We start from the raw sequence: 12,602 nt of genomic DNA on the forward strand, positions 1-12,602 counted from the left end.
TTATTCCGGCGCGTGCAGGGTATCGAGGACGCGCTTGCGCAAGCGCGTATCGTGCAACGCACCGGCTGCGTCGAGCACCGGGTAGGCCGTCGAGCAGAACAGCGAGTTGAGCCGCTTCATGTCGCTGATCATGTCGAGATGCAGCGCGCTGGTCTCGATGCTGCGCAAGGTCTGCCCAGCCAGACGGTCCAGGTGGGCGTATGAGTACAGCCGCTCCAGATCGCGGAACCGCTCCTTCTCCGCCAGCAAGCGCTCGGCGCAACGCAAATCGTTGTTCAGAAACACCGACAGCCCGAGCTGCAGGTTGCTGACGAGCCGCGCATGCAGATCCTCCAGTTCGCCCAGCCCTTCCTCGGAGAACGAGAGCCGGTGGGCAATCTTCTTCTCCTCGATGTCCCCCACGATGCGCTCGATGATGTCGCCAGCGTGCTCGAGGTTGATGGTCAGCGCGATGATGTCGGTCCAGCGCCGGCTCTCCACTTCGTCGAGCTGCTCGCGGGAGATGCGCGCGAGATAGCCTTTGACGGCCGCATAAAGCTGGTCGACGTCGTCGTCCATCCGCGCCGTCTCGCGCGCCTTGGCCAGGTTGTTGTGATGAATCAGTTCGGCCACGTTGCCGAGCATGGTGCCGACGATGTCGCCAATGCGCAGCACTTCGCGCGCGGCGTTCGCCAGCGCGAGCGAGGGTGTGGAGAGCGCCGCGGCGTCGAGGTGCAAGGCGCGAAATTCGCCGTTCTGCGCCGGCACGTCCGGCAACAGACGGCTGCAGATGCGCGCCACCGGATCGATCAACGCAAGGCATGCGCAGCAGCGCAGCGTGTTGTAGATCAGATGAAACCCGACCACCGCTTCACGCGGGTTGCCGATCAGTACCGGCAGGCCACGCGCCAGCAGCGACGCAAACGGCAGGATCAACAATGCGCCGGCCAGCTTGAACACCAGGCTGCCGAGCGCGAGGCGCCGCGCCGCCGCGTTCTGCGCCAGCGTGCCGCTCAGCGCCAGCAGCCCGCTGCCGAGATTGGCGCCGATCACCAGGCACAACGCCACTTTCAACGAAATCACGCCGGACGATGCCAGCGTCGCCGTCAACAGCACCGCCGCGAGGCTCGAGTAGGAAATCACCGCGAAGGCGGCGCCGACCAGCGCATCGAGCATCGTGTCGCCGGTTAGCGCGCCGAACATGACGCGCACGCCGGCACCTTGCATCATCGGCTGGGCGGCTTCGACAATCAGATGCAGCGCCAGCAGGATCAGGCCAAGGCCGATCGCCGTGCGGCCCGCCTGGCCGATCCGCGTCTGCTTGCGTGTGAGGAACAGCGGCACGCCCATCAGGACGAGGATGGGCGACAGCCACGAGAGGTCCAGCGTGAGCACACGCGCCATCAGGGCCGTGCCGACGTCCGCGCCCAGCATGATGGCGAGTCCGCTGGTGAGAGGCAGCAAGCCCTGGGCGGCGAACGAGGTGACGATGACAGCCGTCGCGTTGCTGCTTTGCACGAGGCTCGTCACGAGCACACCGGAGCCGAACGCGCGCAGGCGGCTACCGGTGCTGCGGCCGAGTGCCGTGCGCAGATCCGCACCGAGCACGCGCAGGATGCCTGTACGAACGATGTGCGAGCCCCACACGAGGAGCGCCACACCGGAGAGAAGATTAAGCAGAATCAACATAGGGCACTACGCTTCTCAAACCGCCAACCATGACCGGACCCGCATGCCGCTGCCTGGCGACACCCGGAGAAATATGACAGTAGTGTTGCACAAATTTGGCTTATTGTATTTTTGGGTATTTAAATATACGATCTGCCAGCATGCGGAGAGGTGTGCCGCGCCGGCAGCGGGCCGGCTTCGAAGCGTTGATGCAAGGAATCCCTAGATGAGTCGTAACCTCGCGCTGTTCGATCTGGACCACACCCTGCTGCCGCTCGACAGCGACCAGGCGTGGGCCCACTTCATCGCAAAGCTGGGTGTGGAAGGCGCAGCGCAACACGCGGAAGACATCGATGCGTACTATCGCCAATACGTGGCGGGCACGCTCGATATGAACGATTACCTGAACTACACGCTCGCACCGCTCGCACGCCACTCCCGCGCGCAACTGGATGCGTGGCATGCCTCGTTCATGAGCGAGGTGATCGTGCCGGCCATCCGGCCCGCCGCACGCGAGCTGATTCAACGGCATCTCGATGCCGGCGACCTGTGCTGCATCGTGACCGCAACAAATGTGTTCGTGACGGCGCCGATCGGCAAGGCGCTGGGATTCGAGCATCTGCTCGGCATCGAACTCGGCACCGAAGGCGGCGATCCACTCGGGCGTTATACCGGCGCCGCAGTCGGCGTGCCGACTTTCCGCGAAGGCAAGATCGTGCGTACGGAGAGCTGGCTGGCGTCGCTGGGTTACGCGCTGCAGGACTTTCCGAAGAGCTACTTCTATAGCGATTCGATCAACGACGTGCCGCTGCTCGAGCGCGTCACGCATCCGGTGGCGACCAATCCGGATGCACGGCTGCGTGCGATTGCGCAAGAGCGGGACTGGCCGATCATTGAGTTGTTCGCGTGATGTTTGCGTAACTGAAGAGCGGTTGAGCGCACGCTGCGCTCAACCGCCGTTACCTGGCCGGCGGGTCCTACACGCGGCCCTTCCACGGCACCAGCCGCCGCTCCAGCGCCCGCATCCCCAGGTCGAAGATCCACGCGATCAGACCGATCAGCACGATCCCCATCACCACCACGTCGGTACGCAGAAAGCTCGACGCGTTCAGCACCATCTGACCCAGACCCGCCGTCGCCGCCACCATTTCGGCGGCCACCAGCGTGGTCCAACCGAAGCCGATCGCAATCCGCAGCCCGGTCAGAATCTCCGGCAAGGCCGCGGGCAACACCACGTAGCGCACGATCTGCGAAAACTTGCCGCCGAGCGAATACGCCGCATGAATCTGCTCGACAGTCGCGCTGCGCGCGCCGGCACGCGCCGCCATGGCGATCGGCGCGAAACAGGCGAGGTAGATGACGACAATCTTCGCCGTCTCGTCGATGCCGAACCAGATCACCACGAGCGGCAGATATGCGAGCGGCGGCAGCGGCCGGTAGAACTCCAGCGGCGGATCGAGCAGTCCGCGAGCTACCCGGCTCACGCCCATCAGAATGCCGACCGGCACTGCGGTGACCGTGGCGAGTGCGAACGCACCGAACACGCGCAGCGCGCTCCACGCGAGATGCTGCGACAAGGGCAAGCCGCCCTGGATGCGTCCGTGGCACGCGTCGATGAAGGCGGCCCAGACGGCTTCAGGTGTCGGCAGAAAGAGCGGCGGCAACCATTGCAGGTGCGTGGCGATCCACCACAACGCGGCAAGCGCGGCCACCGACGCGACGCTCAACGCCGCGGTCGGCCCTTCGCCCGGCATGCGCCACGCGCGCACGGGCCTGCCCTTCTTCTTCAGCGGCGACGCAGCCGGGGTACTGGATGAATCCATCGCCGCAGCGCTCTGCTGAGCCAGCGGCGCGCTGTCAAACGAATCACGCGAAGCCGTCACGACACCACCTCTTCATCCGCACGCTGATGCAGACGACGCACCAGCCGTTCACGCCACTCGATAAACTCCCGCGACGACTTTACCGCGCGCGCATCGCGCGTCTCGAGAAAGCGTCGCGCGAAAGGCAAGTCATAGCTCTCGGCGATACGGCCCGGCCCCGGTGTCATCACGACGAGACGCGTCGCCAGAAACAGCGCTTCTTCGACACTGTGCGTGATGAAAAACACCGTCTTGCCCGTACGGCCCCACACGTCGAGCACGAGTTCCTGCATCGACTCGCGCGTCATGGCATCGAGCGCGCCCATCGGCTCGTCCATCAACAGGACTTCGGGATCGCTCGCCAGTGCCCGCGCAATTCCCACGCGCTGCTGCATCCCGCCCGATAGCGCATAGACTCGCGCATGCGCATGCTGTTCGAGCCCGACCAGCGCGAGCATCTCGCGAGCGACACGATGGCGCTGCGCTTTCGGCACGTGCTGGAAACGCAAGCCGAGCGCGACATTGTCGAGCACGTCGAGCCAGGGCATCAGCGCATACTTCTGAAACACCACGCCACGATCGGCGCCGGGGCCGTTGACCAGTTCGCCGTTCAGACGAACTTCGCCGCCGGTCGGCGCGATAAAGCCGGCGATGCAATTGAGCAAGGTCGTCTTGCCGCAACCCGACGCGCCGAGCGCCACGACGAACTCGCCGGACTCGATACGCAGATCGACATCGGCGAGCGCAACGTTCGGGGCCGCGCCCCGGGCACCTTCGTAGGCGACATGGAGCCGCCGGATCTCGAGACCACTCATCTGGATACCTGTTGATTCGGAGGACCGGGCAGCGCCGGCGCGCCCAGGCGACACACGGCGCGGCCCGTCTTCCTAGTGTGCTGCCTGCTGGACAAAGCGCGGATCGATGCCTGCCGAGTAGTCCGGCAGCACGTTCTGGATTGTCCCTTGCGCCTTCAGGAACGTCGCCGTCGCCGCCAGCGATTTCGCCGCCCCGGATTGCGCGCCGCCGCCCAGCCACGTGTTCGATGCCTGCTGAGCCGCCGACGGGAAAGCGTACAGCGCCAGGCTCGCCGGCACGTCCTGAGCATTTGCTCCGGACTCCTTGGCGACTGCCGCGACTTCAGGAGAGCCCGTCGTCCACGTCGAGGTGTGATCGCGATAGCTGGCGTCGCTCGCGGCCAGCACCTTGACGAAACGCGCCACGAACTCCGGGTTCTGCTGCGCGAACTTGCGATCGACCACGAAGCCGTCGAAGGTCGCCTTACCGGTTTCCTGGGCGACCTGACCCGAGGTAATCAGCACCTTGCCGTTCTTCTTCACCTTGGCGAGCACCGGGTCCCAGATGTAGGTGGCGTCGATATCGCCACGGTCCCATGCAGCCGCGACTTCCTGCGGGCGCAGGTTGACGATCTTCACGTCAGCCGGATTCACGCCCGCGGCCTGCAGCGCGACGAGCGTATGGAAGTGCGAGGTCGACACGAACGGCACGCCGATCTTCTTGCCCTTGAGGCCGGCGATGCTGGTCACGCCCGAACCGTCGCGCGCCACCAGTGCTTCGGCATCGTTGATGTTGTCGAGAATCCAGAACAGCGAAATGTCGACGCCCTGCGACAGGCCTGCCGCAATCGGACTGGAACCGGCCTCGCCGAGTTGCACCGAACCCGACGCCAGCGCGCGAACCACCTCTGCGCCGCTGCTGAGCTGACGATAGACCACCTTGTAGCCGGTCTCCTTTTCGACTTCACCGGTGGCCTGGGCATAGCGCCAGGGCAGGACCATGTCCTGATACGCGATCACGACTTCTTTGGTGTCGGCGTGGGCGACGCTCGCAAAGGGAGCGGATACGGCAAGCAGCGTCACGAGCGCGGCGAGCGGGCGGAAGAATCGGTTCATCGAGAAGCCCCGTTGTAATAAGGTGTTTGGGAGGCTTTCGACTATAGGGAGTTTGGGCACGGGCGGTTCTAACGAATTCTAGATTGCTAATTACGCTGTTCGAGCATTGCTTTTCACGCTGGGTTGGGTGAGCGGGTCTGCTGCGATGTGCGCGAAGGGGCTTGCGACGGAGGGTGGCAGAGTCGCGCGAGGGGCGCAAGCTGGCCGTTCGGTCGATTGACCGGCGTGTGGGGTGGAACGGATCATGGACTGGTTTTCTTCACTGCACGTCATCTCCATTCATGATCGATTTTCTTGCGCACTTGAGCTGGTTTTTGTCCAACGTTGGCGTGCCGGTTCTGGCGCCGATTGCCTTGCTGCCGTTGCTGAATTTTTCGCATGTTTGGCGCCGCCGACGCGCGAAAGTATTTCAGCGATCCGGCTAGCAACGATGTTCCCGGCAAAACCTTGATGTGGGTGTCGTTCGTCGCAACAGCCTTCGTCGCGACAAGTTTTTCCATATCTCATTTTTCGTTAAGCCAAATATTTAGCCCGAGCGAGATATAATTAAAACCATTCAAGGGAGAACTTAACGTACCTAACCTTATCGACTACCTCCTCGAGAACGATGATGTGCGACACCGCGTCATGATGTACATCGCCTACTTCATGTTTATTGGGAGCGGCCTCTACTCAGTCAGTCTGCTGATTGCGCGACTTTTCTTCTGGAAGTACTGAACGCCGACTGCAACGTGCACACTCGAGCAGCGAACACCTCGGCGGCCGCCCGCATAAAAAAGCCCGCATCAAGTGCGGGCTCTACGTCAAACCAGACTACCGGGAAAAAGCTCAGACCACGCCGGCCCCATGCGCCTGCAGGTCCGCGTGATAGCTCGAACGCACCATCGCGCCAACGGCCGCGTGCGTGAAGCCCATCTTGTACGCTTCTTCCTCATACATCTTGAACGTATCGGGATGCACGTACGAGCGAACCGGCAGGTGATGCTCCGACGGTTGCAGGTACTGGCCGATCGTCAGCATGTCGACGTCGTGCTCGCGCAGATCGCGCATCACCTGAAGAATCTCTTCTTCCGTCTCACCCAGGCCGACCATCAAACCCGACTTGGTCGCGACATCCGGATGCAGCGCCTTGAAGTCCTTCAGCAGCTTCAGCGAGTGCGCGTAGTCCGAACCCGGGCGCGCTTCCTTGTACAGACGCGGCACCGTTTCGAGGTTGTGGTTCATCACATCGGGCGGAGCGGCATTGAGGATGCCCAGCGCTCGATCCAGACGGCCGCGGAAATCCGGCGTCAGGATTTCGATACGCGTTTCCGGCGACAACTCGCGGGTCTGGCGGATACATTCCACGAAGTGGGCCGCGCCGCCGTCGCGCAGATCGTCACGGTCCACGCTGGTGATCACCACGTACTTCAGCTTCAGCGCGGCAATCGTGCGCGCCAGGTTGCCCGGTTCCTCGACATCCAGCGGGTCGGGACGGCCATGGCCGACGTCGCAGAACGGGCAACGGCGCGTGCACTTGTCGCCCATGATCATGAACGTGGCGGTGCCCTTGCCAAAGCACTCGCCGATATTCGGGCAGCTCGCCTCTTCGCAGACCGTATGCAGGTTGTGCTCGCGCAGGATCTGCTTGATCTCGTAGAAGCGCGAATTGCCGGTGGCCGCTTTCACGCGAATCCAGTCCGGCTTCTTCAGCTTTTCGATCGGGATGATCTTGATCGGAATGCGCGCGGTCTTGGCCTGCGCCTTCTGTTTCGCCGTAGCGTCATAAGCGGCGGGCGCTGCTGCAGCGTCGGGGGCGGCAGAGCCGGCGAGGTTCGCGGTAACGTCAGTCATTCGTTCGATCCAGTCAGGCGGTCAAGACACCGGCCTGCGGTTGGGCGACGGCCGCGGGAGTGCCGTCGATGTTTGCGGTGAGGCATGCAGCAAAGGTCCGGGCCACCTCGTCCCAGCCGGCGGCGGCGCCGAGCGTCGCCATGTCGACGGTTTCGAGCCCGGCGTACCCGCATGGGTTGATGGCCAGAAACGGCCGCAGATCCATCTTCACGTTCAGGCTGACCCCGTGATAACTGCAGCCGTTGCGGATTTTCAGGCCCAGCGCGCCGATCTTGGCGCCGGCATGCGGCCCCACATCCGGACCAGGCGCCACGTAGATGCCTGGGGCGCCCGCCTTGCGTTCTCCGGCGAGATTATACGCCGCGAGCGTGTCGATCACGGCCTGCTCGATCCGCGTGACCAGCTCGCGCACCATCAGCTTGCGGCGGCGCAAGTCGAGCAGCAGGTACGCGACGACCTGTCCCGGCCCGTGATAGGTGATCTGCCCGCCGCGGTCGACTTTCACAAGCGGAATGCCGCTGTCGGCGGCCAGCAGGTGCGCCGGGTTGCCGGCCTGGCCGAGCGTAAAGACGGGGGGATGTTCGACCAGCCAGATTTCGTCCACGGTCTCGCTGTCGCGCGCGTCGGTGAAGGCGCGCATGGCGTCGAAGCTGGTTTCGTAGGGTTCGACGCCGCGCCAGCGGAGCGTCAGTGCGGGAGCGGAAGCAGATGAAGCCGCGCAGACGGGCTCGGCGCTCGCAGTTGCGGTCGGACTCACGGAGTCGGGCACCGCCTGATCTTCACGGCAGGGTGCAGCAGATAGGGAAAGCGGGGAAACCGGCGTGGCACACATGATCCGCCTAGTTTACCGAAATAATGAGATCCCCGCCCGAGCCGCTGTCCAAGCCGGCCCGCCCAACCCACCGCCGAGCCGCCTCAAACGGTCCGCCACCCATCGCGCGACCGCAAGCCGATCCGGTCCGCGAGACGCACCAGCCAGTCGAACGCGCGCACATCCGCGCGGGCCGGCACGGCGAACGCCACCCGTGCCTGCGCTCCGCTCTCGACGCTCAGCCAGAGCCGCTCGCCGCGCCGTAGACGCAGCGTGTGCCCCGGTTGGAGCCAGTAGTCTTCGGTATCGTCGCTGCGGGTCACCCACACTGCCCCGCCGCTCACCGCCAGCCGGGTGCTGCGCGCCACCTTCATCGGAACCGTTTCTCCCGCCTTGATTTCAAACGTGATACTAGAGGAAATTTCTCGCATGACACCCTCGCAAAAAGCTGTTTCGTGACTACAATCCTAGGTGCAACAAGGGTTTACGCAAAACGATCAAATTTCACCTCTATGTGAGAAAAATTGCGATGGACCTCCGACAACTCCCTGGACTCAACGCCATCAAGGCATTCGAGGCCGCCTCCCGGCACGAGAGCTTTTCGCGTGCGGCGGACGAACTGTTCGTCACGCACGGCGCGGTCAGCCATCAGATCCGGGCACTTGAAGCGGAACTGGGCGTGACCCTGTTCGCCCGCGACGGCAAACGCGTGCGCCTGACCGAGGTGGGCCGCCGCTACGCGGGGCAGGTGCGCAGTGCCTTGACGGCTCTGGCCGACGCCACGCGCGAGATCCGCGCCGGCGAGCGCGAGCGGCGTCTGGTGGTGTCGATGCTGTCGTCGTTCGCGGCGCGCTGGGTGACGCCGCGCATCGGCAGCTTTATCGAGGCGCATCCGCAGTGGGATCTCGAGTTGCTGTCCACCAATTCGCTGGCGGATTTCGCCCGCGACGACATCGATGCGGCAATTCGTTTTGGCTTCGGCAAGTACCCGGGCTTGCACGCGGAGCTTCTGCTGGAGGAGATTTTCTTTCCGGCCTGCGCACCGAATTTCAACGGCGGCAACCTGCCGAAGGTGCCGTCGGACCTCGCCAAAGTTCCACTGCTGCGCTCCGACGACGAATTGTGGCGACCCTGGTTCGACGCCGCCGGTCTCACCGACTGGCCCGAGCCGAAGCGCGGCGTGCTGTACCAGGATTCGTCGAACCTGTTGCAGGCGGCGATCGACGGCCAGGGCGTCGCGCTCACGCGTCGTTCGCTCGCGATGCACGAAATCGCCGCTGGGCGGCTGGTGCGGCTCTTCGATGTGGATGGTCCGAGCCCGTGGCAGTACTACTTCATCTGTCCGCCGCAGATGATGCAGGCGGAGCGGGTGCAGGCGTTTCGGGATTGGGTGTTCGAGGAGGTAGGACGGTTCAAGCTGCTCTTCGAGCGGGCTTGCGCGGCAGGGCCGCAGAACGGGGCGGACGCGTTGCACGTCGCACCCTAGGCACAGGCGCCGCAGCCGGCGAGACGCGAAACGTCCCGCCGGCTCACTGACTCACAGCACCACGTTCACCATCGGATGCCCGGTGAGCGCGCGATAGATATCGTCGAGATGGGCGCGGCTGGTTGCCCGCACCGTCACCGTCAGGCCGGTGTAGTTGCCGCCGCTCGACGGGCGTGTCTCGACGCGCGACGCGTCGACCGCTTCGTCAAACTGCTTCACCACCGTCACGATCGTCTCGGCAAACTCGGGATGCGACTTGCCCATCACCTTGATCGGGAAATCGCAGGGAAACTCAAACAGCGAATCGTTATCGGCTTGCATCTTCTTTCACTCCTCGACGACGGCTCCGGCAGCCTCGCCGCCGGAGCCGTTACCACGCAACCGCACGCACGAGCGTGCGCCTGCGCTTACTTCTTCTTGTTGAACATCAGCATCAGCGAATCCCACACGCGGCCCACCACGCCGGCTTGCGGCACGGCCTGCAACGCCACGATCGGGAACTGCGAAATCACCTTGCCGTCCGACACCAGCTTCACCGTGCCGACCTGCTGGCCATCGGCGATCGGCGCGATCAGCGGGTCGATATGCTCGACCTGCGGCTTGGCCTTGTCGGCGAGACCCTTCGGCACCGTGATGTACTGGTCGGCCTTCACGCCGATCTTGACCGTGTCTTCCGCGCCCTTATAGACGCGCGGCGTCTCGATCACCTGGCCGGCCTTGTACAGGCGCACCGTGTCGTACGCGCTATAGCCGTAGTTCAGCATCTTCATGCTGTCCTCGACGCGGTCGTGCTCTTTCACCTCACCCATCATCACCGACACCAGACGGCGCGATGCATCCGACGCGCCCGGCAGCGGACGCTTGGCGCTCGCGATCAGGCAATAGCCGGCCGCCTCGGTGTGACCGGTCTTCAGGCCGTCGACGGTCGGGTCGATCCACAGCAGACGGTTGCGGTTCGGCTGCTTGATCTTGTTGTAGGTGAATTCCTTGACCGAGAAAATGTTGTAGTAGTCAGGGTAGTCGCGAATCAGGCGTGCCGACAGGATCGCGAGGTCGCCCGCGCTCGTGTAGTGCTGCGGGTCGGGCATGCCGTTCACGTCGGCGAAATGCGTATGCGTCATGCCGAGGCGCTGCGCTTCGGTGTTCATCATGTTGACGAACTGCGACTCGCTGCCGCCGACCAGTTCGGCCAGCGCGATGGCCGCGTCGTTGCCCGACTGGATGATCATGCCGTAGACGAGGTCGTGCACGGAGACCGGCTTGTTCGCTTCGATGAACATGCGCGATTCGTCCGTTTTCACGCGGCGCACGGCTTCGCTCGGCGTGACGATCTGCTCCATCGAAATCTTCTTCGTCTGCAGCGCTTCGAAGACCAGATAGGCGGTCATCAGCTTGGTCAGCGACGCCGGCTCGACGCGCTCGTCGGCATTGCCGGAGGCGAGCACCTGGTTGCTGGTCGCGTCGACGAGCACCCACGAGCGCGCGTTCACCGCCGGCGGCGGGACTTGCGCGAAGGCCGCCGTGCTCGCCAGCAGCGAGGCCGGCAGCAACACGCCGAGCGTCACCGCACGGCTGATGGTATGGGGAACGAAAGACGAGAGTGACGAAAAACCGGAGGTGGAAAAACGCATAGGATCGATTCGGGCAGAAATATGCATCGCGCCCGGGGGCGCGCAGTTTGGAAGAGCCGGTCGGCGAGCGCTGGCCGCGAAAAAACGGCGCGGCGCCCGTTGGACTTCCGGCCACACGATCGGTTCGCGCAACGCGCCCCACCACCCGGCGCTGCAATCACGCAACGGCGCGCAACCATGCGCCTTCGCCGGATGGGCCGCGCTGCGCCCAAAAAAGAGCGCTCATTATACGCGCGCCGGGGAGGCAACTTTGCGCCTCGCGTGCCGATAAATTTTCATTTGGCGCGTACCTGTACCCCGGAAAACGCGCGCAGCCCCGCTGACTAGCGCCAGGCGTCGACGATGATGCGCTTCAGGATGTGCAGTTTGCGGTGCAGAAAATGCTCGGCGCCGGGAATCACGACCACCGGCAATTCCTGCGGCCGCGCCCAGTCGAACACCGATTGAATGGGGACCGTTTCGTCGGTTTCGCCGTGAATCACGAGTGTGTTTTCCGGCACGGGCGCAACATCCCAGCGGCTCGCCGCAGTGCCGACAAAGACGATCCGCTCGATCGCCTGCCCTTCTTCGACGAGCCGCGCCGCCACATGCGACAACACGACAGTGCCGAACGAAAAGCCCGCCAGCACGAGGGGCAGATCGGCCTGGCCCGGCTGCGCGCGCATGTGATCGAGTACCGCGCGCAGATCGTCGCGCTCGCCGATGCCGGCGTCGTGCTCACCCTCGGTCTGGCCGACGCCGCGAAAGTTCGAGCGATAGGTCACGTAGTTCAGTTGCACCAGCGTGCGGGCCAGCGTCTGTGCGACCTTGTTGTCCATCGTGCCGGCGAACAGCGGATGCGGATGCGCGACGAGCGCAATGCCGCGCGGCGCGGCGCCGTTTTCGCGCGTCTCGTCGGGCAGATCGAGCGCGACCTCGATCTTGCCGACCGGACCATCGATCAGATACTTTTTCGTATTGACGTTCATGGCGCCGCTTACCGATCGATTTTCAGACGCTCGACGACCTTGCCGTTCGCAAGATGCGATTCGACGATCTCGTCGATGTCGCTCTCGTCGACATACGTGTACCACGTGCCTTCCGGATAGATCACGACGGCCGGCCCTTCCTCGCAACGGTCGAGACACCCCGCCTTGTTGATGCGCACCTGGCCCGGGCCCGCTAGACCCAGTTGCTTCACGCGCTTTTTCGCATGCTCCTGCATGGCCTGCGCATTGCAGTTCGCGCAGCTCGGGCGCTCTGCGCCGGGGTCGCGCTGGTTGAGACAGAAGAAGACGTGGTACTTGTAGAAAGAGTCCATGGTGTCCGGGGCGAGACTGAAAGTGGTGGAGGCTCGATGACCGCCGGCATGGGCAAGCCACGTGGCGCTCCTGTAGTGGGTCGATTATAGCGACGGGGGCAGGCAGGCGCTCGGGCGAGCCG

Annotated in this window: 14 protein-coding genes; 2 read left to right on the plus strand and 12 right to left on the minus strand. The window is 64.1% G+C overall.

Features of this window, described 5'->3' with window-relative positions:
* Positions 1-1,668, minus strand: coding sequence for a Na/Pi cotransporter family protein (locus BUS12_RS29745; protein WP_074300932.1), 1,668 nt, complete (start codon positions 1,666-1,668; stop codon positions 1-3).
* 205 nt (positions 1,669-1,873) lie between these two features.
* Here BUS12_RS29745 and BUS12_RS29750 point away from each other — a divergent pair, with 205 nt between their 5' ends.
* A complete protein-coding gene (locus BUS12_RS29750) occupies positions 1,874-2,557 on the plus strand; it encodes a histidinol-phosphatase (protein WP_074300933.1) in 684 nt (227 codons plus the stop codon).
* Between the two features lie 67 nt (positions 2,558-2,624).
* Here BUS12_RS29750 and BUS12_RS29755 read toward each other — a convergent pair whose 3' ends face one another.
* The 7 genes from BUS12_RS29755 to BUS12_RS29780 all read right to left on the minus strand — a co-directional run bounded on the left by BUS12_RS29755 (position 2,625) and on the right by BUS12_RS29780 (position 8,494).
* The gene (locus BUS12_RS29755; RefSeq protein ID WP_074301780.1) at positions 2,625-3,470 is read right to left on the minus strand and encodes an ABC transporter permease subunit; all 846 of its coding nucleotides are present in this window, start codon (positions 3,468-3,470) and stop codon (positions 2,625-2,627) included.
* 56 nt (positions 3,471-3,526) lie between these two features.
* Entirely contained in the window at positions 3,527-4,324 is a 798-nt protein-coding gene (locus BUS12_RS29760; protein WP_074300934.1) for a taurine ABC transporter ATP-binding protein, read from the minus strand.
* A 72-nt stretch (positions 4,325-4,396) separates the two neighbouring features.
* Positions 4,397-5,419, minus strand: coding sequence for a taurine ABC transporter substrate-binding protein (tauA, locus tag BUS12_RS29765; RefSeq protein WP_074300935.1), 1,023 nt, complete (start codon positions 5,417-5,419; stop codon positions 4,397-4,399).
* A gap of 269 nt (positions 5,420-5,688) precedes the next feature.
* Positions 5,689-5,919: a hypothetical protein gene (locus tag BUS12_RS38455; protein WP_143788494.1), complete on the minus strand. Its 231-nt coding sequence runs from the start codon at positions 5,917-5,919 to the stop codon at positions 5,689-5,691.
* Between the two features lie 328 nt (positions 5,920-6,247).
* Positions 6,248-7,252 (minus strand): lipoyl synthase, encoded by a 1,005-nt coding sequence (gene lipA / locus BUS12_RS29770; RefSeq protein ID WP_074300936.1) that lies wholly within the window; start codon positions 7,250-7,252, stop codon positions 6,248-6,250.
* 13 nt (positions 7,253-7,265) lie between these two features.
* Complete coding sequence (gene lipB / locus BUS12_RS29775; protein WP_074300937.1) at positions 7,266-8,084, minus strand: lipoyl(octanoyl) transferase LipB; 819 nt, start codon at positions 8,082-8,084, stop codon at positions 7,266-7,268.
* Positions 8,085-8,167: 83 nt separating this feature from the next.
* Entirely contained in the window at positions 8,168-8,494 is a 327-nt protein-coding gene (locus tag BUS12_RS29780) for a DUF2917 domain-containing protein (protein WP_074300938.1), read from the minus strand.
* A gap of 98 nt (positions 8,495-8,592) precedes the next feature.
* Here BUS12_RS29780 and BUS12_RS29785 point away from each other — a divergent pair, with 98 nt between their 5' ends.
* The gene (locus tag BUS12_RS29785; RefSeq protein WP_074300939.1) at positions 8,593-9,549 is read left to right on the plus strand and encodes a transcriptional regulator GcvA; all 957 of its coding nucleotides are present in this window, start codon (positions 8,593-8,595) and stop codon (positions 9,547-9,549) included.
* Between the two features lie 51 nt (positions 9,550-9,600).
* On the opposite strand, the gene BUS12_RS29790 is transcribed toward BUS12_RS29785, so the two are convergent.
* From BUS12_RS29790 to BUS12_RS29805, 4 genes are all read right to left on the minus strand, one after another.
* Positions 9,601-9,870: a DUF493 family protein gene (locus BUS12_RS29790; RefSeq protein ID WP_074300940.1), complete on the minus strand. Its 270-nt coding sequence runs from the start codon at positions 9,868-9,870 to the stop codon at positions 9,601-9,603.
* Between the two features lie 86 nt (positions 9,871-9,956).
* Positions 9,957-11,180 carry a D-alanyl-D-alanine carboxypeptidase family protein gene (locus BUS12_RS29795; protein WP_074300941.1) on the minus strand — a complete coding sequence of 408 codons (1,224 nt, stop codon included), beginning with the start codon at positions 11,178-11,180 and terminating at the stop codon, positions 9,957-9,959.
* A 323-nt stretch (positions 11,181-11,503) separates the two neighbouring features.
* Positions 11,504-12,148 (minus strand): alpha/beta hydrolase, encoded by a 645-nt coding sequence (locus BUS12_RS29800; protein WP_074300942.1) that lies wholly within the window; start codon positions 12,146-12,148, stop codon positions 11,504-11,506.
* An 8-nt stretch (positions 12,149-12,156) separates the two neighbouring features.
* Entirely contained in the window at positions 12,157-12,480 is a 324-nt protein-coding gene (locus tag BUS12_RS29805) for a (2Fe-2S) ferredoxin domain-containing protein (RefSeq protein ID WP_074300943.1), read from the minus strand.
* Positions 12,481-12,602 lie beyond the last annotated feature (122 nt).

Origin of the sequence: Paraburkholderia phenazinium, assembly GCF_900142845.1 — a bacterium.
In the GTDB taxonomy this organism is placed as follows: domain Bacteria; phylum Pseudomonadota; class Gammaproteobacteria; order Burkholderiales; family Burkholderiaceae; genus Paraburkholderia; species Paraburkholderia phenazinium_A.

Excerpts from the sequence above, each read along its gene's own strand:
- BUS12_RS29795 (WP_074300941.1), bottom strand. The coding sequence starts at position 11,180 with ATGCGTTTTTCCACCTCCGGTTTTTCGTCACTCTCGTCTTTCGTTCCC.
- BUS12_RS29800 (WP_074300942.1), bottom strand. The coding sequence starts at position 12,148 with ATGAACGTCAATACGAAAAAGTATCTGATCGATGGTCCGGTCGGCAAG.
- BUS12_RS29745 (WP_074300932.1), bottom strand. The coding sequence starts at position 1,668 with ATGTTGATTCTGCTTAATCTTCTCTCCGGTGTGGCGCTCCTCGTGTGG.
- BUS12_RS29755 (WP_074301780.1), bottom strand. The coding sequence starts at position 3,470 with ATGGATTCATCCAGTACCCCGGCTGCGTCGCCGCTGAAGAAGAAGGGC.
- BUS12_RS29780 (WP_074300938.1), bottom strand. The coding sequence starts at position 8,494 with ATGCGAGAAATTTCCTCTAGTATCACGTTTGAAATCAAGGCGGGAGAA.
- tauA (WP_074300935.1), bottom strand. The coding sequence starts at position 5,419 with ATGAACCGATTCTTCCGCCCGCTCGCCGCGCTCGTGACGCTGCTTGCC.
- BUS12_RS29805 (WP_074300943.1), bottom strand. The coding sequence starts at position 12,480 with ATGGACTCTTTCTACAAGTACCACGTCTTCTTCTGTCTCAACCAGCGC.
- BUS12_RS29760 (WP_074300934.1), bottom strand. The coding sequence starts at position 4,324 with ATGAGTGGTCTCGAGATCCGGCGGCTCCATGTCGCCTACGAAGGTGCC.
- lipB (WP_074300937.1), bottom strand. The coding sequence starts at position 8,084 with ATGTGTGCCACGCCGGTTTCCCCGCTTTCCCTATCTGCTGCACCCTGC.
- BUS12_RS29790 (WP_074300940.1), bottom strand. The coding sequence starts at position 9,870 with ATGCAAGCCGATAACGATTCGCTGTTTGAGTTTCCCTGCGATTTCCCG.
- BUS12_RS38455 (WP_143788494.1), bottom strand. The coding sequence starts at position 5,919 with ATGGAAAAACTTGTCGCGACGAAGGCTGTTGCGACGAACGACACCCAC.
- BUS12_RS29785 (WP_074300939.1), top strand. The coding sequence starts at position 8,593 with ATGGACCTCCGACAACTCCCTGGACTCAACGCCATCAAGGCATTCGAG.
- lipA (WP_074300936.1), bottom strand. The coding sequence starts at position 7,252 with ATGACTGACGTTACCGCGAACCTCGCCGGCTCTGCCGCCCCCGACGCT.
- BUS12_RS29750 (WP_074300933.1), top strand. The coding sequence starts at position 1,874 with ATGAGTCGTAACCTCGCGCTGTTCGATCTGGACCACACCCTGCTGCCG.